This window comes from Polaromonas sp. JS666, assembly GCF_900103405.1.
Lineage (GTDB): Bacteria > Pseudomonadota > Gammaproteobacteria > Burkholderiales > Burkholderiaceae_C > Polaromonas.
In genome coordinates, this window is sequence record NZ_FNHX01000003.1 from 225,497 (window position 1) to 247,141 (window position 21,645).

Here is a 21,645-nt window from a genome sequence, read left to right on the forward strand (position 1 = left end):
CATGACCTCCGCCCCCCGCCCCCCTGTTTCAACCCTGACCCTGACCCGCCCCGACGACTGGCACCTGCATGTGCGCGACGGGGAAGCCTTGCTGACCGTGGTGCCGCACACCGCCGCGCAATTCGGCCGCGCCATCATCATGCCCAACCTGCGCCCGCCGGTGACCACCGCGGCACAGGCCTCGGCCTACCGCGAGCGCATACTGGCCGCCGTGCCGGCCGGTGTGCAGTTCGAGCCGCTGATGACGCTTTACCTCACCGACAACCTGCCGCCCGAGGAGATCGCCCGCGCCAAAGATGCCGGCGTGGTTGCGGCCAAGCTCTACCCGGCCGGCGCCACCACCAACAGCGACGCCGGCGTGACCGACCTGCGCAAGACCTACAAAACGCTGGAAGCCATGCAAAAAGCCGGCATGCTGCTGCTGGTGCACGGCGAGGTGACCTCGTCCGACATCGACCTGTTCGACCGCGAGGCCGTATTCATAGACACCCAGCTGATCCCGCTGCGCCGCGATTTCCCCGAACTCAAGATCGTGTTCGAGCACATCACCACCCGGGAAGCGGCGCATTACGTGCGCGATGCGGGCAAGTTCACGGGGGCGACCGTCACGGCCCACCACCTGCTCTACAACCGCAACGCGATCTTCACCGGCGGCATCCGCCCGCACTACTACTGCCTGCCGGTGCTCAAGCGCGAAACCCACCGCCTGGCGCTGGTCGAGGCCGCTACCAGCGGTAATACGCGCTTCTTCCTGGGCACCGATAGCGCGCCGCACCCGGCCCACCTGAAGGAGCACGCCACCGGTTGCGCGGGCTGCTACACCGCCCATGCCGCGATGGAGCTGTACGCCGAGGCCTTCGACGCGGCCGGCGCGCTGGACAAGCTCGAGGCCTTCGCCAGCTTCAACGGCGCCGACTTTTACGGCCTGCCGCGCAATACCGGCAGCATCACCCTCAGAAAGGAAAGCTGGCACCCGCCTGAGAGCTATGCTTTCGGCGAGGCCGAGCTCAAGCCTTTGCGCTCGGGCGAAAGCCTGCCCTGGAAGCTGGATGCCCCGACGCGGGCATGATGGACCGCCAACCGGTAAGGACCTGAGCACCATGGCAAGCCCGCCGCCGCTGCCCCCTATCGACTGGGAACGGCCCTGGCTGCAGGCCTGGCGTGAACCCGGCCAGCGCGCGGCCTGCGCGGTCACCGCGGGCGTTGCGCTGCACCAGGCGCTAAATGCCGTCCAGCCGGCGCCTGTGTGTTTCGCGCCCCAGTGCAGCCTGCCTTCCGGCGAGGCCTACGAGAGTTTTATCGCCAGGACCCGCTTGTGCCCCACGCGCGAGGGCGCGCACGATTTTTTCAACGGCCTGTGCTGGATGCGCTTTCCGGACACCAAGCGAAAGCTCAACCAGCTGCAGGCCGCCGAGATCGACGCCGCGGGCATCGCGCCTGTGCGCGGGGCGGTGCGCGACGCCCTCACGGTGTTCGACGAAAACGCCGCCTTCCTGACGGCGCCGCAGCCGCTGTGGGACGCGCTGCTCGCCCGCGACTGGAATAGCCTTTTTATCACCCACAGGGCGCTGTGGCAGCAGGCCAGGCTGGTGCTGTTCGGCCATGCCCTGCTGGAAAAGCTGCTCACTCCCCGCAAAGCCATCACCGCCCACGTCTACCTGGCGCAGCCGCCCATGGGCACGCTCGCGGAACTGGACGCCTGGGTGGCGGCCGACCTCAGCGCGGCCAGGCTGGCCGCCAAGCCTTTTGCGCCCTTGCCGGTGCTGGGCGTGCCCGGCTGGTGGCCCGATAACGAGAACTTTTCCTTTTATGATGACTCCCTTGTATTCCGGCCGCCGCGGTTGTCATAGGCTGTCATAAATAACAGACAAAAATCAGCGACTTAGGCGAGGGTACCGCTTGAACCGGACCCGCGGGCCCTCATATCCTGCGCAAGGCGGGCTTTTTTACCGACCCCACGGAGAACCCATGAAACGTATTTTCCTGTTTGTCCTGACCAATATCGCCGTTGTGGCGGTGCTGGGCATCGTCGCCAGCCTGCTGGGCGTGAACCGCTACCTCACGGCCAACGGCCTGAACCTGACGGCGCTGCTCGGCTTCGCGCTGGTCATGGGCTTTGGCGGCGCCATCATCTCGCTGCTGATCAGCAAGCCGGTTGCCAAATGGAGCGCCGGCGTGCGCCTCATCAACGAGCCGCAGAACGCCGACGAAGCCTGGATCGTTGAGACCGTGCGCAAGCTGGCCGAGAAAGCCCAGATCGGCATGCCCGAAGTCGGCATTTTTGAAGGCGAGCCTAACGCCTTTGCTACAGGCGCCTTCAAGAACTCCTCGCTGGTGGCAGTCTCCACCGGCCTGCTGCAAGGCATGACCAAGGAAGAAATCGAAGCCGTGCTGGGCCACGAGATCGCCCACGTCGCCAACGGCGACATGGTCACCATGACCCTGATCCAGGGCGTGATGAACACCTTTGTGGTCTTCCTCTCGCGCGTGATCGGCTACGCCGTCGACAGCTTTTTGCGCCGCGGCAGCGACAACAACTCCGGCCCCGGCATCGGCTACTACGTCAGCACCATCGTGCTGGACATCGTGCTGGGTTTTGCCGCGGCCATCGTCGTGGCCTGGTTCTCGCGCCAGCGTGAGTTCCGCGCCGATGCCGGCGCCGCGCAGCTGATGGGCCGTCGCCAGCCCATGATGAACGCCCTGGCCCGACTGGGCGGCATGCAACCCGGCGAGCTGCCCAAGGCCGTGGCGGCCATGGGCATCACCGGCAGCATAGGCAAGCTGTTTGCCACGCACCCGCCGATTGAAGAGCGCATCGCGGCCTTGCAAAACAGCCAGGCTTGAACATCACATCAAAGGGCGCCCCGCACAGGGCGCCCTTTTTTTCTTCGCAGGAGTGAAAGCATGAAAAGCTGGATCAGGCAGAACCGCAGTTTTCTGGTGTTGCTGTTGTTGTTCGGGTTGTTCCGCACCGCGATCGCGGACTGGAACCCCATCCCCTCGGGCTCCATGCGACCCAACCTGCTCGAAGGCGACGTGGTCTTCGTCAACCGGCTGGCCTACAACGTCAAGATCCCGCTGACCGACACGGTGCTGGCGCGCACCGCCGATCCGCAGCGCGGCGATGTCGTCACCTTTTCCTCGCCGGTAGACGGCGTGCGCCTGATCAAGCGCCTGGTGGCCGTGCCGGGCGACGTCGTGGAAATGCGCGCCAAGGTGCTCGTCATCAATGGCCAGGCGGCGCGCTATGAGGCGCTGGACACGGCGCCGGAACCGGCCGGCCCGGTGGGTGTGCTGGTGGCCACGCACCTCAAGGAAAGCACGGCCCAGGGCCAGCATGAAATCCAGTGGCTGGCCGGCGTGAAGGCCAAGGACGACTGGGGCCCGATCACCGTTCCTCCCGACCAGTTCCTGATGCTGGGCGACAACCGCGACAACAGCGCCGACTCACGCTACATAGGCCTGGTGCCGCGTCAGCTGCTGATAGGCCGGGCCGAGCGCATCCTGGTGTCGGCCGACATTCTTGAAAAGTGGCAGCCTCGCTTCGAGCGTTTCGGCCGCTCGCTGTATTGACCGGGCCTTATTGAGGCTGGGCCGTGCCGGCCCGCCGCGTGCGTTCCACGGCCTGGGCGACGTCGGCCGGGTTCATGCCGTACATCTCGGCAAACTGCTCCACGGTTTTGCCGCTGGCCTCAAAGGCGCGCATCAGCGCTTCACGTTTTGCGGTCTGCACCGCCAATTCGGCAAAAGCCTCATCGAGCAACGCATTGGCGGCTTCGTCCTGGGTCCGGGCTCGCTCGGCGTATTCCTCGCGGCTCAGGCCCGAAGCCTCGATGGCTGCGACCAGGCGGGCGCGGGCCTTGGGGCGCAAATCCTCCTTGGAGCGCGCCTGGCGGCGCCGGAACACCTCCATGATGGCGTGGTGCACATGCTCGGGCGCCACCGGCTCCACGGGCTCGCCCTGCAGGTTGTGGCGCGGAAGGCCTGCCGCCACGCATTCGAGATAGCGGGTGGAACGCGCATGCAGGCCCAGCGCGACTTTCAGCTCGTCGCGCTTGAAGGTGTCCGGGTTCTCGGCCAGCAGGTCCTGGAAGGCGCCCAGCTTGAGCGGCAGGAACTGCGCGCCGAACATTTTTGGATAGAGCTCGAACAGCTTTTCCAGCACCGGGTGGACTTCGCGCGTGCGTTGCTGCGGTGGGGCGGCGGGCCGGGAGCGCTGCTGCTGGCTACGGGGGCGCTTGGCGCGCGGGGTGGGTATGGTGGTGTCGGTCATGGGGGTGGGGTGAAAAGGTGGACTGCCGGGTGTTCAGCCGCTAGCGCGGCCTGAACATACGAAAGAGGTTGTCGGGGGTGACGGCAAAATAATCGGCCGGCCCGCCGCCGCGAAGAATGGGCTGGGCGGCCGCCGTGTCGTAAATGCCGTCCTTGAGCAGCTGCCTTGCAATGTACACGCCCACGACTTCGCCCAGCACCAGCCAGGTCGACACCGGCACGCCGTCGGCGCCCTGCAGCTGCAGGATCTGGGTCAGCTTGCACTCGAAGGACACCGGGCTTTCCAGCACGCGCGGCGCGGCGATGCGCTGAGAGGCTGTGGGCGTGAGGCCGGCCAGCTCGAACTCGTTGACCTCGGGCGGTACCATCGCGCAGGACTGGTTCATGGCCTCAGCCAGCGGCCGGGTCGCCAGGTTCCAGCCGAACTCGCCGGTCTCGCGGATGTTGCGCAAGCTGTCCTTGGCGCCAATGCTGGCAAAACCGATGATGGGCGGTGTGTAGTTGAAGGCGTTGAAAAAACTGTAGGGTGCCAGGTTGAGCCGGCCCTTTGCGTCCCGCGAGGAAATCCAGCCTATGGGCCGCGGCCCCACCATGGCGTTAAAGGGGTCGTGCGGCAGGCCGTGGCCTTTGGCGGGCTCGTAATAGTGAAAGCCGTCGTCAGCCATCATGCGGCCATCCGCTGCCGTTCGGCATCCTGCAGCACGCAGCGCGCCAGCGCTTCAGCGACCTTGATGCCGTCCACGCCGGCCGACAGGATGCCGCCCGCGTAGCTCGCGCCTTCGCCGGCCGGGTAGAGGCCGCGCACGTTGACGCTTTGCAGGTCCTCGCCGCGGCTGATGCGTATGGGTGAGGAGGTGCGTGTTTCCACGCCGGTCAGCACCGCGTCATGGGTGTCAAAGCCCTTGATCTTTTTGCCGAACACCGGAAAAGCTTCGCGCATGGCCGCGATCGCATAGTCGGGCAGTGCCGACGACAGGTCGCCCAGGGTCACGCCCGGCTTGTACGACGGCGTGATGCTGCCCAGCGCGCTCGAGGGGCGGCCGGCCAGGAAGTCGCCGACCAGCTGCCCCGGGGCGCGGTAGTCGCCGCCGCCCAGCACAAAGGCGTGGGACTCGAGCCGGCGCTGCAGCGCGATGCCGGCCAGCGCGTCGCCGGCCTCAAAGCCGGGGTAGTCGCGCGGGTCTATGCCGACCACGATGCCGGCGTTGGCGTTGCGCTCGTTGCGCGAGTACTGGCTCATGCCATTGGTCACCACGCGGCCGGGCTCTGAAGTGGCCGCCACCACCGTGCCGCCCGGGCACATGCAAAAACTGTAGACCGAACGGCCGTTGCTCGCGTGGTGCACCAGCTTGTATTCGGCCGCGCCCAGCGAAGGATGGCCGGCATGGCGGCCCCAGCGCGCGCGGTCAATGATGCCCTGCGGGTGCTCGACCCGAAAGCCGATGGAAAACGGCTTGGCCTCGATGTACACGCCGCGCGCATACAGCATGGCGAAGGTGTCGCGCGAGCTGTGGCCCAGCGCCATCACCACCTGGTCGGCGCGCATTTCGTGGCTTTGGCCCGTGGCCTGGTCCAGCACCGTGAGGCCGCGCAGCTGTTTGCCCTCGGGGCCGTCCTCGATCAGCACGTCGGTCACGCGCTGCTCGAAACGGATCTCGCCGCCCAGCGCGACGATCTGCGCGCGCATGTTCTCGACCACCTTCACCAGCTTGAAAGTACCGATGTGCGGATGCGCCTCGAACAGGATGTCGGCCGGCGCGCCGGCTTTGACGAATTCGTTCATCACCTTGCGGCCCAGGTGGCGCGGGTCCTTGATCTGGCTGTAAAGCTTGCCGTCGGAAAAGGTGCCGGCGCCGCCTTCGCCGAACTGCACGTTGGATTCGGGATTGAGCACGTTCTTGCGCCACAGGCCCCAGGTGTCGCGGGTGCGCTGGCGCACCGTCTTGCCGCGCTCCAGCACGATGGGCTTGAAACCCATTTGCGCCAGCAGCAGCGCCGCGAACATGCCGCAGGGGCCGAAACCGACCACGACGGGACGCAGCGGCAGGCCGGCGGGCGCCTGGCCCACGGCACGGTAGGCCATGTCGGGTGTGGGCAGGATGTGCGGGTTGCCGGCAAACTTCGCCAGCAGCGCGCTTTCCTGGCCGGCGTCGGCCAGCGTGACGTCGACGATATAGACCTTGAGCAGGTCCGCCTTGCGGGCGTCGAAGCTGCGTTTGTGGATGTGGATATTCTGCAGGGCGGCCGCGGCAATACCCAGGGTCTGGGCCACCAGGGCGGGCAGGGCGTCTTCCGCGTGCTCCAGCGGAAGTTTGAGTTCGGTCAGGCGAATCATGGCAAGGGGCTCGTGTTGATCAAGCAGCCCGCATTTTAAAGGGCGCCACGCCATGGCGTCTTGCTGGCGGATAATAGGCTCCGTGAAGCACGCCAGGCCGCCGCTGGTGCAATCTGGGAAACCAGGCACTGGAGGAACGTCCGGACTGCACAGGACAGCGTAGGAGGTAACACCTCTCCACCGTGAGGTGAGGATCAGAGCAACAGAGACGAGTCGGCCTTGGGGTAACCCCGGGCCGGGTGAAACGGGCAATCTCTACGCGCAGCAATACCAAGTAGGCCAGCGTTGATGTGGTTCCGCAGAGCTGGCGGGTAGGTAGCATTGAGCCGTGGGGGCGACCCCCGGCCCAGATTAATGGCGGTCACGCCGGGCTTTCTCCAAGGGGGCCCGGTGCACAGAATCCGGCTTATCGGCGGGCTTCACACTTTATTTGCACGGCCTTGGCGGCCCCGGCGCATCCAGAGCTGGAACGCCAGGAAACCCACCACCCCCAGGTTGAGCAGCAACACGCCCGCGTTGATGGCGCCGGGCCGGTGCGCCAGGTGGGCCACTTCGAGCGGGACGTAAAGCGCCCCCGACAGCGCGCCTAGCCATTCGGCCCAGGTTTTTTCCTTCCACAGTCCCCAGGCTTCCAGGAAGCGCACGGCGATATACGCCAGCGCCACCGGCGCCAGCGTGCGCAGGTCGATGGCACTGAGCAGGTCGGCATAGTGCAGCAGGAGCGTGGGGTAGGGCCGGGCCGGGTCGAGATGAAAGCGCCACAGCAGCGCGACGGCCAGCCGGTGGATGTCGTGGTGCAGCAGCTCCAGCAGGCCTATGCCGGCCGCCAGCGCGGCCAGGCCTTTGGCGGCCTCAAAAACGGCAATGGCGCGCAGGGCGCGCCTGCGGCCGGCGGGTGTGGCGCCGGCGGGCGGGATCGTCTTGCCGGGAGTCATGCAGGCGCCGCGCAGGGGTAAAACCGGCGGCGCCTGAGGCGAGTGGCCTTATTTCGAGGCGGCGGACGCGGGGGCCTTGGCGGCTGCCGCGGCAGGTGCGCCGAAGTACTGGGTGTAAATCTTGTCGTAGGTGCCGTCGGTCTTGATGTCGGCCAAGCCCTTGTTGAGTTTTTCCAGCAGTTCGGTGTTGCCCTTCTTGACGGCCAGGCCGTACTGCTCGGCGGCGAAGCTGGCGTCGCTGATGGTCTTGAAGTTCGCGCCGCTGTTGTTATTGACGTAGTGCACCACCACGCCGTTGTCGGCCACCACGGCATCCACGCCGCCGGCTTCGAGTTCTTTCAGCGCCAGCGGCGTCGATTCAAAACGCTTGATGTTGGCGCTGTCCTTGCCTTGCAGTTTGGACACCACTTCATCGCCCGTGGTGCCGTTCTGCACGCCGACCTTGAGTTTTTTCAGGTCGTTGAACTTGGCGATCTTCGAATCCTTCTTGACGGCGATCAGCTGCTGCGCGTCGAAGTAAGGCGTCGAAAAATCCATGGTCTGCTTGCGCTCGGCCGTGATGGTGATGGACGACACCAGCAGGTCGCGGTCGCCCTGGGCCAGGGTGTTGAAGATGCCTTCCCACGGCGTGTTCACGAATTTCACTTCGATACCGGCTTTTTGCGCCACGGCCTTGACGACCTCGATGTCGAAACCGACGATCTCGCCTTTTTCGTTCTGCGATTCAAAGGGTGCGTAGGCGGCGTCGGTGCCCACCAGGTAGACCTTGGCAGCCGGCGCGGGCGCGGAGGCTGCGGGCGCCGATGCACCGGCGGCGGGTGCTGGGGGCTCCTGCTTGCCGCAGGCCGCCAGAACCAAGCCGGCCAGCAAAATGCCGGCGCTTTGAAGGAAATGTCGGGTCGAGATGGAAGACATGAAAACCTCGCTGAATGTTGAATATGTGAGTTCAGAATCCCGCGGAAAGGCGGGCTGGTGGCCCGGTTCCCGGCAGGTATGAGAAAAAAAGTATAAACCGTGGCCGTCAAAAACCTAGCAATTGGTGTGCCCGAGGTGACGGACAGGCTGCACAAGCGTGTGCGCAGCCCTACAGATTGGCAAAACCCTGCGACTCAATGCGCTCCACATGCGCGAGCAGCGATCGCTTGGCCACCGGCCAGATGCGCGGGTCCACGTCGTCGTAGGCGGCCGCAACCCAGTCGTCCATGGTGCCGTCCGGCCGAGCCCGCATCACGCCGATGATCTTGGCCTCGCGCTTGAGGCGGTGCGCCTTGAGCTGGGCAATCGCGGTTTTAGCCTCGCCTATCACATAGCCGTGCGCCGGGGCGATGAATTCGATCCGGTGTTCGTCGCAGGCCGCGCTGAGCGCATCCAGCGATTCGAGGTAGGCGTTCATGTCGCCGTCCGGCGGGTCGATCACGGTGGTGCTGCCGTTGAGGATGTGGTCACCGCTGAACAGCAGGCCGTCTTCCTCGAGCACCAGGCAGACATGGTTGGCCGCATGGCCGGGCGTATGCAGCGCCTGCAGCGTGTGGGTGGTGGTCTCGCCGTCCGGCCCTTCTCCCGAGAGCGTGAGGCGTTCCCGGTGTTGCAGGGCCCTGTCGGGTATGAAGGCGCTGGCGCTGCGCGCCGTGGGTGCCGAAGGCAGGCCCAGGATGGGCGGGGCCATGCGGCACAGGGCCTGCAGCGGTTTGGCTCCGGGGGAATGGTCGGGATGTGAGTGCGTGCAGACAATCATGCGGATATCGCCGCCGGCCGCCTGCCAGAGGCGCTGCAGGTGTTCGTGGTCGGCTGGGCCCGGGTCGATCACGATGTAGCCGCTGTCCGTGTCGCCGACAAGGTAGCTGTTGGTGCCCGGCCCGGTCATCACACCCGGGTTGGGAGCGGTCAGGCGGCTCACATTGCGCAGCAGCGCTACCGGCCGCGCGCTTTGCCAGTCCAGCGTGTGCACGATCTGCCCGTCGGGGCAGGTCAGCGCGAGTTCGCCATAGGGCGCTTCATGCTCCATATAGCGCGCTTCCTTGCCGGCCAACAGCCCGGCGCGCGGGCAGGAAGTCCACAGCGGGATTTCAGACGCGCAGGCGGCCAGCAACGCGTCGACATCGGCATAGTGCCGCAGCTTTTCCAGCGTGCGTATGGTGGGGAAGATGATGAAAAAATCGCCCGCCGCGTGCCGCGCCAGCGCATCGGCCGGCCGCACCCAGACCGGCTCGAACTGCTCGGCCTCGTCGGCCACCGGGCTCTGGCCTTCGGGCATGCGCGCCACCAGAAAGGGCACGTCAAAGCGCCGCGGCAGGTCGCGGTCGGTGATCCAGTGCGCCAGCACAAACACCTCGTCGCCCGCCAGCGTGAGGCCGCGCTCGCGACATTGCGCGGCAAAGGGCGCCTTGCGGTCCAGGGCCGCGATGTCCGCCGTACTGGCATGGCTGCCATCCGCATGGCGTGCCAGCAGCACGCCCAGTTCCTCAAAACTTTCCCGTATCGCCGCGATGGCCTGGGTCAGATGCAGGTCGCTTTGCGTGGCCCGTCGCGTCGACTGGGCGTGCGCCTGCGCGTCCGCAGCGTCGATGCCTCCGCCGGGGAAGACATACGCGCCCGGCGCGAAGCTGGCTGTCATGGAGCGGCGTGTCATCAGCACCTCGATGCCCTGGGGCGTGTCGCGCAGCAGCAGGACGGTGGCGGCAGGGCGTAGCGGGGCGGGGTCGCGGTGGGGGTGGAGTTGTTGTGAGAGGCGGGGCATTTTTGGATTATGGCTTTTAGGGTGGGTTCTTGCTGTGGCGGGGAGCCCCCGGCGGAGAAGCACAGATAATCCGGGGATGCGAATCCGATTCACCAAAATGCAAGGCGCGGGCAACGATTTCGTCATGCTCGACGAAACCCGGGGCCCGCTGGGCCTGAGCACCGCCCAGTACCGTTTCCTCGCCGACCGCCATTTCGGCGTCGGCGCCGACCAGATCCTCACGGTGCGGCCTTCGCCCGCGGAAGGCATTGATTTCGAGTACGTGATCCACAACGCTGACGGCGGCGAGGTGGAGCAGTGCGGCAACGGCGCGCGCTGCTTTGTGCGTTTTGTGCGCGAGCAGGGGCTCACGAGTAAGGACGTCGTGAGGGTCAAGACCCTGAGCGGCATCATCGAGCCGCGTATGCAGGCCGATGGGCGCGTCACGGTCGACATGGGGGCGCCGGTGTTTGAGCTGGTGCGCGTCCCGTTTGACGCTGCCGGCCTGGCGCCCGTGGCGCAAGGTTCATGGGAGAAATGGCCGCTGGCACTGCCGGGGCAGGCGCAGGCGGCTTCGCTGTTCATAGGCGCGCTGTCTATGGGCAACCCGCATGCGGTGCAACTGGTGGATGAGGTCGATACCGCGCCGGTGCTGCAAACCGGCCCGCTGATCGAGAACCATGCGCGCTTTCCGCGCCGCGTGAACGCCGGCTTTATGCAGGTGGTCTCGCGCGGGCAGATTCGCCTGCGCGTTTACGAGCGCGGCGTGGGCGAGACGCTGGCCTGCGGCACGGGCGCTTGTGCGGCCGTGGTGGCGGGCATACGCTGGGGTCTGCTGGATGCGAAAGTGGATGTCATGACGCGGGGCGGCCAGCTGACCATCGAATGGCCGGGCAAGCTCGATGCGCCTGTCATGATGACGGGGCCGGCGACCACGGTGTTCGAGTCCGAGATCGACATTCCCGACGGAGTCTGAAAACGGTCTTTCCACGAAAGCGGATGTAACGCGGGCACCCTGCGCCTTTGCGTTCGCCACAAAACTGAGGACAATCCCCGACATGAATCCAACCGAACATCCCATCACCGAAGACGACATCGCCAATTTCCTGGCCAACACGCCCGACTTCTTCGAGCGCCATGCCGAGTTGCTGGCTTCGGTGCAACTGTCCAGCGGCCACGGCAACCGCGCTGTCAGCCTCCAGGAGCGTCAGGCGCTGATGCTGCGCGAAAAAATCAAGGGCCTGGAAACACGCATGGTCGAGATGATCCGCCACGGCCAGGACAACGTCGGCATCGCCGACAAGATGCAGCGCTGGACGCGCAAGCTGCTGCAGGCCGCGCAGGCGCGCGACCTGCCGGGCGCGGTGGTCGAGGGCATCACGACCGAGTTCCTGATCCCGCAGGCCGCGATCAAGGTCTGGGACGTGAACGGTATTTTTTCGGACGAGAGTTTCGCCACCGGCGTGAGCGAGGATGCCAAGGCCTTTGCCTCCTCGCTGGGCGCGCCCTATTGCGGCGTCAATTCGGGCTTTGAGGCCGCCGGCTGGCTGCCTGAGCCTGCGGTGGCGCTGTCGATGGCGATGATCCCGCTGCGCGCCGCCCCGGGCGCGGATGCGTCCGGCCTGCTGGTGCTGGCCTCGCCCGACCCCGAGCGCTTTCACAGCGGCATGGGCACCGACTTCCTCGAGCGCCTGGGCGAACTCGCCAGCGCGGCGCTGACGCGCCTCCGGCCCCAGCCGGCGGCCGCCGAATAAACACCACGGTTATGGCGCAGGCATTCCCTCCCGCGCCGGACATTGCGCCCGAAGCCGGCGGCCCGGTGCCGCCCTCGCACCCGCTGGTCGAGCGCTACCTCGAGCATGTGCGCGTGGAAAAACGCCTGGCTTCGCGCACCGTGGAGCTGTATGCGCTGGACCTGCAAAAACTCGAGGCCAACGCCGGCCAGGCCGGCGTGGCGTTGACCGAGGTGCAAAACATCCATATGCGGCGCTGGGTCGCGCAAATGCACGGCGCCGGGCGCAGCGGCCGCGGCATCGCGCTCATCCTCTCGGGCTGGCGCGGTTTTTACACCTGGCTGGGCCGTGAGGGCCTGATCAAGGGCAATCCGGTGCAGGACGTGCGCGCCCCCAAGGCCGCCAAGCCCCTGCCCAAGGCGCTGAGCGTGGACGAGGCCGTGCAACTGGCCGCCTATAACGCCGACGCCGCCGAAGGCGACCCGGTGCTGGCGCTGCGCGACCAGTGCATCACCGAGTTGCTGTACGGCTGCGGGCTGCGCATCGCCGAGCTTGTGGGGCTGGACGTGCAGGCCAGTGCCCAGGCGCGCGGCTGGATAGACCTGGATGCGGCCGAAGCCCATGTGCTCGGCAAGGGTTCCAAGCGGCGCAGCGTGCCGGTGGGTCATGCGGCCTTGCAGGTGCTGCGCCAGTGGCTGGTGGCGCGCGGCGGCTGGGCGCGCGAGGACCAAGCCCTGTTCATCAACCAGCGCGGCACGCGCCTGACGCCGCAGCACATACGCGTGCGCCTGAAGCAGCGCTCGCTGAAGGCCGGATTGGCCACGCCGGTGCACCCGCACATGCTGCGCCACTCCTTCGCCAGCCATGTGCTGCAGTCGAGCGGTGATTTGCGCGCGGTGCAGGAGTTGCTGGGCCACGCCAACATCACGACCACACAGGTCTATACGCGGCTGGATTTCCAGCACCTGGCCAAGGTGTATGACGCGGCGCATCCGCGAGCGGTGTCCAAGGCCGGCACGGGCATGCCGGCGCCGGCGCTGCCTGCTGAAAACGGCCAGGCATCCAAAGCGGCCAAACAAGCCGCGGGCCCGGCCAAGGGCAAAACCTGAGCAGGCCGCTCAGGCCGCCTTGGGCCGGTCGCGCCGCACCGGCCGCAGGGGCTGCGGCTCCCCGAGCATGAATACCGCGCGCTTGCCCTCGGCCGGCGCGGCGGCCAGGCGCTCTTCGAGCTGCGTCAGCAGACCCTGCGCGTTGGAGCCCTGGTGGGGCACCAGCGCATAGGCCACGTGCACCTGCGCCACGCAGTCCACATGCAGGCCCTTGTAGGGCATCAGGCAGCGCGCCACGATGCGCGGGCCCAGCGTGCCGGCGTCTTCGGCGTTGAACGGGCCTTCCACCAGCATGCCGAAGCGCCGCTCCGACAGCCGCGCGGCGCTGTCGATTTCGCGCGCGGTGGACAGCAGGCGCTCGGCCACGCGCAGCGGCAATTCCTCGGCCGCCTTGCGCCCGAAGTCGCGCTGGATCTGCTCGGTGTTGACCAGGTCAATGATCATCACCGCGCTCTGGTGGCGCAGCCGCTCGGAGCGCGCGATCATGCGGATCAGGCGTTCGGCGAACACATGGCCATTGATCAGGCCGGTGGCCGGGTCGACCCGGTCCAGGCCCTGGATGCGGCGTATGTTTTCGCGGCGCTGCTGGCTGCGCAGCATCAGCACCAGCATGACAATGGGCAGGTGCAGCGCCACGCCCAGCTGCATGCCGTGCTGGGTCAGAAAGCCTATGGGCACCAGCTCGGCGTTGCGCGCCATGGTCCAGCCGGCGGCGACCAGCACGGGCACATAGGCCAGCATCAGCCAGGGCGCGAAGCGGTCGCCGCGCCGCCAGGCCCAGCCCATGACCAGCATCCCGCTGAACTGCAGGATCAGCATGATGGGGATGAACACGTCCATGCGGGAGGCGGCGGGCAGCAGCGCCAGCAGCACCGCCACCAGCGCGCCCAGCGCGGCCTGGCCCACCATCAGCCAGTGCAGGCGCGGCGAGCGCTCGGGCAGGGCCACGGCCGCGGAAATGAAGAGCAGCATGGCCGAGACCGTCAGCATGGGCAGCACCGAGGTCGCGACGTCGCTCCAGCCGGGCCAGGCCGGCCACAGGTGCAGGCCGGCGATGCCGGTGACGGTGGCCTGGGTCAGTGCCAGCAAGGTCACGCACAAGGCATAAAAGCCGTAGGCGGTGTCGCGCAGCGATACGGCGCCCAGCGCCGAGATCAGCGCGGCCAGGCCGGCCAGGCCGAAGAAAATGCCCAGGATCAGCGAGACGCGCTGCTCGGAGTAGCTGAGCCGGCCTTCGCTGATGAACTGCAGCGGTGCGCTGAAGGCGTGGCCGTTTTCCAGGCGCAGCAGGTAATTGGAGGGAGTTTCGGCCGACAGCGCGATGGGCAGCAGCGGGTGGCGGTGCGGCACCGGCCATGTGTTGACCGCCACGAGGTCGCCGGCGCGCTGCTCGTTCCACTGGCCGGCACCGTCCAGCGTGTACAGCGACGCCCGGTCTATGGACGGGTAGGGCACCTCGAGGTACCAGCGCTCGCTGTCGGGCGCGGGCGGCACGTTAAAGCGCACCCACATCGAGGAACCGCTGGTGACCGGGTAGATCGCGTCGGCGCGCGTCGGCTTCCAGGGGATGTCGGGCGTGGCGGCGACCTGTTCGGGCGTGAACTTGCCCGTGCTGTCTATCCAGTAGTCGCCCCAGTCCTGCAGGGCCACCGGCTGCACCTGGGCGTCCAGGTCCAGCACCGTGCGCGAGCGGGCGTCCAGGCTGGTGAGCGCCAGCAGCGAGCCCATCAGCAGGCTCATCGCCAGGCCCAGCAACAGGGTGCGCATGGCCGCAGGCCTGCGAACCACAGCGCCCGTAAATGGCCTGGTTTTCTTGAGTTGCAGGAAAAAGTAATTAAAAATCATTAATTTACGATTGTCGCAAACTTTCCGGAAAAACGACCGCCACGAGTTTAGAGAGCTGTTTCGGTGGCTGTTTGTGCGAGGGATGGCGCGGTCGCACAGGGCTTGCACAGCCTGCCACGACAATAGCACCATGAAAACACTTCGATTGCGCGATGGCAAGGAGCGCTCCCTGCTGCGGCGCCACCCATGGATTTTTGACGGTGCCATCGCCAAGGGCGGCGGCGACGCCGGTGAAACGGTGCGGGTGGAAAGCCACGCCGGCCAGTTCCTGGGCTGGGCGGCCTTCAGCCCGGCCTCCAAGATCCGTGCGCGGGTCTGGAGTTTTGACGAGGCCCAGCGCATAGACTCGGCTTTTTTCGCGGCCCGCATTGCCCAGGCCCTGAAGGCCAGGGAGCGCTTCGATATCCAGAGCGACGGCCGGCGCCTGGTCCATGGCGAATCCGACGGCCTGCCGGGCCTGGTGGTGGACCGCTACGGCGACACCCTGGTGGCCCAGTTTTCCAGTTGCGGCGCGGAAAAGTGGAAAAGCGTGATCGTCGACACCTTGCTGGCCCAGACCGGGCTGACCCGCCTCTATGAGCGTTCCGATGCGAGTTCCCGCGCGCTGGAAGGCCTGCCGGAAGTCACCGGCTGGTTGAAGGGCTCGGGCGAGACCGGCATCACCATCACTGAACACGGCTGGAAGCTCAGCCTGGACATTGCCGAAGGCCACAAGACCGGCTTTTACCTGGACCAGCGCGACAGCCGGCAGAAGTTCGCCGCCTACACACGCCGGTTGCAGTTCGGCCAGGTCCTCAACTGCTACTGCTACACCGGCGGCTTTACCGTGGCCGCCTTGGCCGGCGGCGCCGGGCACGTCACTTCCATCGATTCGTCGGCCCCGGCGATTGAGCGGGCTCGGGCCAATGTGGCGCTCAACGGCTTTGACGCCGGCCGCACCACCTTGCTCGACGCCGACGTGAACGCCTCGCTGCGCCAGTACCAGAAGGAGGGCCGGACCTTCGACGCCATCGTGCTGGACCCGCCCAAATTCGCGCCCACCGTGACGCACGCCGAACGCGCCGCCCGCGCCTACAAGGACATCAACCGCCTGGCGCTGTCCATCCTGTCGCCGGGCGGCGTGCTGTTCACCTATTCGTGCTCGGGCGGCATCAGCGCCGACCTGTTCCACAAAATCGTGGCCTCGGCCGGCACGGACGCCGGCGTGGACGCCTTTATCTCCGAGCGCATGGGCGGCGCGCCCGACCACCCCATGACGGTGGCCTTTCCGGAAGGCGAATACCTCAAGGGGCTGGTGCTGGTGAAACGGGTGGCTGGCTAGGGCTTGACAGCCTCTGTAAAGTAACTGTTAGCCAAAGTGGTATTCGCCGCGCCCCTGTGAAGGGCTTGAAGCCACCGCTAAACTCCCCAGCTTGGGTTTTCGCGGCCTGCCCGCCTTCCCGCAACCTTCCGTTTTTAGGTAGACACCATGAGCTTGATCCCCGTCACCATACTCACCGGCTTTCTGGGCTCCGGCAAAACCACGCTGCTCAAGCGCGTGCTGACCGAGGCGCACGGCCAGAAGATCGCCGTCATCGAGAACGAATTCGGCGAGGAAAACATCGACAACGACATCCTGGTCAACGACACCACGGAAAACATCATCCAGATGAACAACGGCTGCATCTGCTGCTCCATCCGCGAAGACCTGCGGGAGACGCTGCAACTGCTGGCCGCCAAGAAGCGCAAGGGGCTGCTCGACTTCGACCGCGTGGTGATAGAAACCACCGGCCTGGCCGACCCCGGCCCGGTGGCGCAGACCTTTTTCATGGACGAGGAAGTCGCCGAGCAATACCTGCTGGATTCCATCCTGACCCTGGTGGACGCCAAGCACGCCGCCGGCCAGCTCAACGATCGCCAGGAGGCGCGCCGCCAGGTCGGTTTCGCCGACCAGATCTTCATCAGCAAATCGGACCTGGTCGCCAAGGACGAGGTCGATGCCCTGATGCACCGGCTCAAGCACATGAACCCGCGTGCCCCGCAGACCGCCGTGCATTTCGGCGAAGTGGCGATCAAGGACGTGTTCGACCTGCGCGGCTTCAACCTCAATGCCAAGCTGGACATAGACCCCGATTTCCTCAAGGAGGACGAGCACGCCGGCCACGACCACGATCATGAACACGGCGAGCATTGCGACCACCCCTCCCATGCCCATGACGGGCATGAGGGCCACGGCCACCATCACCACCATGACGATGACGTCAAAAGTTTTGTCTTTCGCTCCGACAAGGCTTTCAGCCCGGCCAAGCTCGAGGACTTCCTGGGCGCGGTGGTCAATATCTACGGCCCGCGCATGCTGCGCTACAAGGGCGTGCTGAACATGGAAGGCACCGACCGCAAGGTGATTTTCCAGGGTGTGCACCAGCTCATGGGCAGCGACCTGGGGCCCGCCTGGGCAGAGGGCGAGAAGAAAAACAGCAAGATGGTGTTTATCGGCATCGACCTGCCCAAAGATATTTTTGTGCAGGGCCTGGAGCAGTGCCTGGTTTGAGGTAGGCTGTCCGCCTGTAGCCTAATAAAAGGCGGAGGGCTTCATGTTTGTCTCGATTCTCCAACGATTTGTTTTTTGGGTGTCACAGGGCGCTGGCGAGCCGCTACAATCGCGCGCCGACCAAAATACCCGAAAAATCGAATCGGGAGGCCAGTCAGGTACAAAACCGGTTAAAAAGCGGGTTGAGGGCCGCGATTTAGCGGTTTTCAGGACTGGCGGGCGGCAGACAAACCAGGAAATCTGGCTACAGCTAGGGTTGGACTGCCGCACAGCGGCAGTCTGGCCAGGAAGCCGCCCTAGAGGCCTCAGGGCCGTTCCAAGGCTGCTTTCCAGAGGAGACACATTGTGAAAGCCCCAGCGAAGAAGACCAAGACACCCGCCAAGGCTGCAGCCAAACCGGCCGCCAAGACAGCCGTGAAAGCCAAGCCGGCACCCAAAGCAGCCGCCAAGGCCGTGAAAAAAGTGGCCAAGCCTGTCGCCAAAGCCAAGCCGGCGCCCAAACCCGCCGCGAAGAAGGCCGTCAAGGCCGCGCCCCCAAAAAAACCTGTCGCAGCCGTCAAGAAAACCGCTGCCAAGCCTGTGCCTTCCAAGGCCAAGGCCGTCGCCAAACCCGCAAAGCCAGTGCCCAAAACCACACCGAAACCCGCCGTAAAACCGGCTGTCAAGCCTCCTGTGGTGAAAGCCGCCGCCAAACCCGCGGCCAAGCCAGTCGTGGTTGCCCCCGTGCCGGCGCCAGCGCCGGCTCCCGCTCCTGTGGTGTCCGGGCTCATGGCCCCGCCTCCACTGAAACCCGGACGGCGCAGCTCAGCCCGGGTCGCCACCCAATCACCCCCTCCCGCACCCATGGTGCCAACCCATGCGCCCGACGCAGCCAAAGCCAGTTACTCCACAATGACCGAACGCGTGATCGCGCCGCCACCTCAGGCGGCGGCCAAAAAAGACCCCAAGCTTGCCAACAACTGGAAGACCAAATCCGCCGAGCAACTGACGGACGACGAAGTCAAGGCCATGCCCGACTCCGAGTACATGAACGAAAAGCAGCTGGCCTTCTTCCGCCACAAGCTGTCGGTGCTCAAGCAGGATATCCACAACAGCGCCGGCGAAACCACCGAGCACCTGCGTGAAGACACCGTCGTGGTGCCCGACCCGGCCGACCGCGCCACCATCGAGGAAGAGCACGCCCTTGAATTGCGCACCCGCGACCGCGAGCGCAAGCTGCTCAAGAAAATCGAGCAATCCATCGCCCGCATCGACTCCGGTGACTATGGCTACTGTGACGAGACCGGCGAACCCATCGGTGTGGGCCGGCTGATCGCCCGCCCCACGGCGAATCTGTCGCTGGAAGCCCAGCAGCGCCGGGAACTCAAGCAAAAGATGTTTGGCGATTGACGCCAGGCTACCGATAGAAGTATTGTTAGTCGTCCGACCATGTCCAAAGAAGATACCGCTTCAGGCCTGCTGTCCAAGATGGTGAAGTTCGTCCGGAATCCGGCCACGAACTGGGCCGACCTGGACGCGGCTGCCACGGACCGGGACGAAGCCATGAGCAAGCAGTTGCTCAAGGAAATGATAGAGCGCAAGCGGCAGAACGATTTCGTGCGCAAGCGTGAATTCGACATGCTGCGCAAGATGCGCAAGCGCGAGGCCATGGTCGGCGTGGGCCAGGATCCGACCGGGCGGCCTTCCTTCTTTCAGAGCAGCATGCCGTCCAAACCGGACGACAGGGCCACCACGCTCAAGAAGATCGACGAGATCGAAGCGCAGATGTCCATGCAGTGGTGGAAAACCAAGAATGGCGGGATTCCCGACAGCACCCCCCCGCATGCCTCGCCCACGGGCGCCAGGAATCCCTCGGTGCAGGCGCCGCTGCTGGACAACGCCCTGCCGACCGCCTACCGGGCAACGGCCCCGGCGGGCCTGCAAACCCCGGGCTTTAAAAGACCCGAGCCGACGGAAGCCGCTCCGCTGGACGCTTCGCCCACCGCGCCCGATTCCTTGTCCATCGCGCTTGCGGAAGCGCGTGCCGGCGGTGCACCTGCAGCCAGGCCACCCGCTCCTACTCCCGTGCCTGCCCCCGCTGCTCCCGCCCCCGCGCCTGTTGGCTTGCCCGGTGGGCTGGCGGGTATCAGCGCCCGCAGCGACGACGGCAGCTCCGGTTTTTCGCATTCCAAATTCAGCGCCGTCGATGTCGATGAAGGGGTCGAGCATGACGCCGAACTCGAAGAGGCGGCCATCCGCTTTGCCAACGGCGACGACGCCGGGGCCGAAGCCGGCCTGCTCGAAATCCTGGCCCCGAACGGTTCGCGCGCCGGCCATGCCGATACCTGGCTGACGCTGTTCGACCTGTACCGCGCCACGGCCCAGCAGGACAAGTTCGAAACCGCCGCCATCCAGTTCGTTGAGCGTTTTGACCGGTCGGCGCCGCAATGGTTTTCCATGCCCGACATGGTGAAAAAACTCACCGAACCGGCAGGCGGCAAAGCCAGCAACGGCCCCGCTGCCGACTGGGTATGCCCTTCCACGCTGGGCATACAGACGGTGGCCACGCTCAAGGCGGCCATGGCCAAGGCACCCATGCCGTGGCGGCTGGACTGGAAAAACCTCAAGGCCATCGAGGCCGCCGCGGTGGAGCCGCTGTACAAGGTTTTCAGCAGCTGGGCGGCTCAGCCCGTCCAGTTGCGTTTCATGGGCGATGCGCAACTGCAGAAGGTGCTGCAGGACGCCACGCCCTCGGGCAGCCGCGACACGGTCCAGACCTGGTGGCTTTTGCGCATGGAGGCGCTGCGTGTCACGCACCGGCCCGACGACTTCGAACTCGCGGCGCTCGACTTCTGCGTCACCTATGAAGTCTCCCCGCCGGCCTGGGACAGCGCGCGCTGCGAATACAAGCCCATAGACGCCCAGGGCGGCGTTTTGAGCGGCCAGGCCATCATCGGCGACGTCTACCGCGATTCGGTGCCCTCCAGCCTCAGCGCCATCGAGGGCGATACTCAGATGGATGCGCCGAGTTCGCAGATGAGCAACCTGCTGTCGGTGGAGCTGTCCGGCCAGGTGCAGGGCGACGCGATCGCGGTGCTCGACAAGCTCGAGGCCAAATTGATGGGCGCGGACATGATGCTGATCTCCTGCTCCAAGCTGATCCGCGTGGATTTTTCCGCGGCGGGGACGCTGCTGAACTGGGTGTCGGCCCGCGAAGCCGAGAACCGCGCCGTGCAGTTCTCCGACGTCAACCGCCTCGTGGCCGCATTCTTCAATGTGATCGGCATCACCGAGCACGCCAGGGTCATGGTCCGCGTCGACTGACGCAGTCCAATTCTGTCTCAGCCCCTGCGCAGGGGCTTGTTCAACCGGCTTTGACGGCCCGAGTCACCCGCAGTGGGCCTGGCGCTGCCCGGGCATTCCCTCTTTCATTCCTGATGGCGCGCCTCGCGCCGTGCTTTTTTGCGCTTGTCCGCGGCCGTCGCGCGCTATACGGCCGCGAAAAAGGGAAATAGTCCCGCTTTGCGCTCTGCTGTCTCCGCCTAGGGACTCTTGCCTTAAAGCAATACTTTCATTGCATCGGCTAAGTACTTAATTTAGAACACTTTTTGATTTTGGCTTCGCATCCAAAGAAGCTTCTAAGTCCTTGATTTCATTGAAAAAATTTGTTTCAAATCCCTTGTTTGCAAATGGTTTCCTGCTAAAGTGGGAAGAAGTGCAATTTAGTGGTGAAAAGTGTTTTCCAAAGGTTTGTAGCAGTGTTTCAAGGCGCCTCATCGTTAGCTCTCGATACCAAGGGTCGGCTCTCCGTGCCGACCCGGCATCGTGACGTGCTGAGCGCCACCGCTTCCGGCCAGCTCACCATCACCAAACATCCGCACGGCTGCCTCATGATTTTCCCTCGCAACGAGTGGGAAAAATTTCGCGAGCGCATCGCCTCGCTGCCGATGCAGGCACAGTGGTGGAAGCGCATCTTTCTTGGCAACGCCATGGACGTGGACATGGACGCCACCGGCCGCGTGCTGGTGTCGCCCGAACTGCGCGCTGCGGCGGGCATCAGCAAGGACACGGTGCTGCTGGGCATGGGCAGCTACTTCGAGCTCTGGGATGCCGCCACCTACGCGGCCCAGGAAGCCGAGCAGATGAAGGGCGAAATGCCCGATGTCTTCAGAGACTTTTCGTTCTGAAAGA

At 65.6% G+C, this 21,645-nt stretch carries 19 protein-coding genes and 1 other RNA gene; 13 read left to right on the plus strand and 7 right to left on the minus strand.

What is annotated here, in order from left to right; all coding sequences use genetic code 11:
- The first annotated feature begins 1 nt into the window (after window position 1).
- The 4 genes from pyrC (at window position 2) to lepB (ending at window position 3,573) form a co-directional block, all read left to right on the plus strand.
- Window positions 2–1,069: a dihydroorotase gene (gene pyrC, locus BLQ85_RS09300; RefSeq protein ID WP_074576144.1), complete on the plus strand. Its 1,068-nt coding sequence runs from the start codon at window positions 2–4 to the stop codon at window positions 1,067–1,069.
- A 31-nt stretch (window positions 1,070–1,100) separates the two neighbouring features.
- Window positions 1,101–1,850, plus strand: a complete 750-nt coding sequence (locus BLQ85_RS09305) for a DUF3025 domain-containing protein (protein ID WP_175456078.1) — start codon at window positions 1,101–1,103, stop codon at window positions 1,848–1,850.
- Window positions 1,851–1,968: 118 nt separating this feature from the next.
- Complete coding sequence (gene htpX, locus BLQ85_RS09310) at window positions 1,969–2,844, plus strand: protease HtpX (RefSeq protein WP_074576146.1); 876 nt, start codon at window positions 1,969–1,971, stop codon at window positions 2,842–2,844.
- A 60-nt stretch (window positions 2,845–2,904) separates the two neighbouring features.
- On the plus strand, window positions 2,905–3,573 hold the full coding sequence (lepB, locus tag BLQ85_RS09315) for a signal peptidase I (protein ID WP_074576148.1): 669 nt from the start codon (window positions 2,905–2,907) through the stop codon (window positions 3,571–3,573).
- Window positions 3,574–3,580: 7 nt separating this feature from the next.
- Here lepB and BLQ85_RS09320 read toward each other — a convergent pair whose 3' ends face one another.
- The 3 genes from BLQ85_RS09320 to BLQ85_RS09330 are packed head-to-tail and all read right to left on the minus strand — an operon-like array spanning window position 3,581 to window position 6,607.
- Entirely contained in the window at window positions 3,581–4,273 is a 693-nt protein-coding gene (locus BLQ85_RS09320; RefSeq protein ID WP_074576150.1) for a ProQ/FINO family protein, read from the minus strand.
- Window positions 4,274–4,313: 40 nt separating this feature from the next.
- Entirely contained in the window at window positions 4,314–4,937 is a 624-nt protein-coding gene (locus BLQ85_RS09325) for a flavin reductase family protein (protein WP_074576152.1), read from the minus strand.
- Window positions 4,937–6,607: an NAD(P)/FAD-dependent oxidoreductase gene (locus BLQ85_RS09330; protein WP_074576154.1), complete on the minus strand. Its 1,671-nt coding sequence runs from the start codon at window positions 6,605–6,607 to the stop codon at window positions 4,937–4,939. Before BLQ85_RS09330 ends, BLQ85_RS09325 begins: the two co-directional genes overlap by 1 nt.
- An 84-nt stretch (window positions 6,608–6,691) precedes the next feature.
- Here BLQ85_RS09330 and rnpB point away from each other — a divergent pair.
- Window positions 6,692–7,032, plus strand: an RNA gene (gene rnpB / locus BLQ85_RS09335) — RNase P RNA component class A.
- On the opposite strand, the gene BLQ85_RS09340 is transcribed toward rnpB, so the two are convergent.
- The 3 genes from BLQ85_RS09340 to BLQ85_RS09350 form a co-directional block, all read right to left on the minus strand.
- Window positions 7,027–7,542 (minus strand): DUF2127 domain-containing protein, encoded by a 516-nt coding sequence (locus tag BLQ85_RS09340; protein WP_074576156.1) that lies wholly within the window; start codon window positions 7,540–7,542, stop codon window positions 7,027–7,029. The genes rnpB and BLQ85_RS09340 overlap by 6 nt on opposite strands.
- Before the next feature lie 48 nt (window positions 7,543–7,590).
- Window positions 7,591–8,457: a basic amino acid ABC transporter substrate-binding protein gene (locus BLQ85_RS09345; RefSeq protein ID WP_074576160.1), complete on the minus strand. Its 867-nt coding sequence runs from the start codon at window positions 8,455–8,457 to the stop codon at window positions 7,591–7,593.
- A gap of 169 nt (window positions 8,458–8,626) precedes the next feature.
- A complete protein-coding gene (locus BLQ85_RS09350) occupies window positions 8,627–10,279 on the minus strand; it encodes an MBL fold metallo-hydrolase (RefSeq protein WP_074576162.1) in 1,653 nt (550 codons plus the stop codon).
- Between the two features lie 76 nt (window positions 10,280–10,355).
- On the opposite strand from BLQ85_RS09350, the gene dapF reads away from it, so the two are divergent.
- The 3 genes from dapF (at window position 10,356) to BLQ85_RS09365 (ending at window position 13,100) form a co-directional block, all read left to right on the plus strand.
- Complete coding sequence (gene dapF, locus BLQ85_RS09355) at window positions 10,356–11,234, plus strand: diaminopimelate epimerase (protein ID WP_074576164.1); 879 nt, start codon at window positions 10,356–10,358, stop codon at window positions 11,232–11,234.
- A gap of 82 nt (window positions 11,235–11,316) precedes the next feature.
- Complete coding sequence (locus BLQ85_RS09360; RefSeq protein ID WP_074576166.1) at window positions 11,317–12,012, plus strand: DUF484 family protein; 696 nt, start codon at window positions 11,317–11,319, stop codon at window positions 12,010–12,012.
- A gap of 11 nt (window positions 12,013–12,023) precedes the next feature.
- Window positions 12,024–13,100, plus strand: a complete 1,077-nt coding sequence (locus BLQ85_RS09365) for a tyrosine recombinase XerC (RefSeq protein WP_074576167.1) — start codon at window positions 12,024–12,026, stop codon at window positions 13,098–13,100.
- A gap of 9 nt (window positions 13,101–13,109) precedes the next feature.
- Here BLQ85_RS09365 and BLQ85_RS09370 read toward each other — a convergent pair whose 3' ends face one another.
- On the minus strand, window positions 13,110–14,867 hold the full coding sequence (locus BLQ85_RS09370; RefSeq protein ID WP_254806389.1) for a sensor domain-containing diguanylate cyclase: 1,758 nt from the start codon (window positions 14,865–14,867) through the stop codon (window positions 13,110–13,112).
- Window positions 14,868–15,075: 208 nt separating this feature from the next.
- On the opposite strand from BLQ85_RS09370, the gene BLQ85_RS09375 reads away from it, so the two are divergent.
- The 5 genes from BLQ85_RS09375 to mraZ all read left to right on the plus strand — a co-directional run bounded on the left by BLQ85_RS09375 (window position 15,076) and on the right by mraZ (window position 21,641).
- Window positions 15,076–16,266, plus strand: coding sequence for a class I SAM-dependent rRNA methyltransferase (locus BLQ85_RS09375; RefSeq protein ID WP_074576172.1), 1,191 nt, complete (start codon window positions 15,076–15,078; stop codon window positions 16,264–16,266).
- A 147-nt stretch (window positions 16,267–16,413) separates the two neighbouring features.
- The gene (locus tag BLQ85_RS09380; RefSeq protein ID WP_007864763.1) at window positions 16,414–17,475 is read left to right on the plus strand and encodes a CobW family GTP-binding protein; all 1,062 of its coding nucleotides are present in this window, start codon (window positions 16,414–16,416) and stop codon (window positions 17,473–17,475) included.
- A gap of 345 nt (window positions 17,476–17,820) precedes the next feature.
- The gene (dksA, locus tag BLQ85_RS09385; RefSeq protein WP_074576174.1) at window positions 17,821–18,864 is read left to right on the plus strand and encodes an RNA polymerase-binding protein DksA; all 1,044 of its coding nucleotides are present in this window, start codon (window positions 17,821–17,823) and stop codon (window positions 18,862–18,864) included.
- Window positions 18,865–18,903: 39 nt separating this feature from the next.
- Window positions 18,904–20,778: an STAS domain-containing protein gene (locus BLQ85_RS09390; RefSeq protein ID WP_074576176.1), complete on the plus strand. Its 1,875-nt coding sequence runs from the start codon at window positions 18,904–18,906 to the stop codon at window positions 20,776–20,778.
- Between the two features lie 434 nt (window positions 20,779–21,212).
- Window positions 21,213–21,641, plus strand: coding sequence for a division/cell wall cluster transcriptional repressor MraZ (gene mraZ / locus BLQ85_RS09395; RefSeq protein ID WP_074576178.1), 429 nt, complete (start codon window positions 21,213–21,215; stop codon window positions 21,639–21,641).
- The last annotated feature ends 4 nt before the right edge of the window (window positions 21,642–21,645 follow it).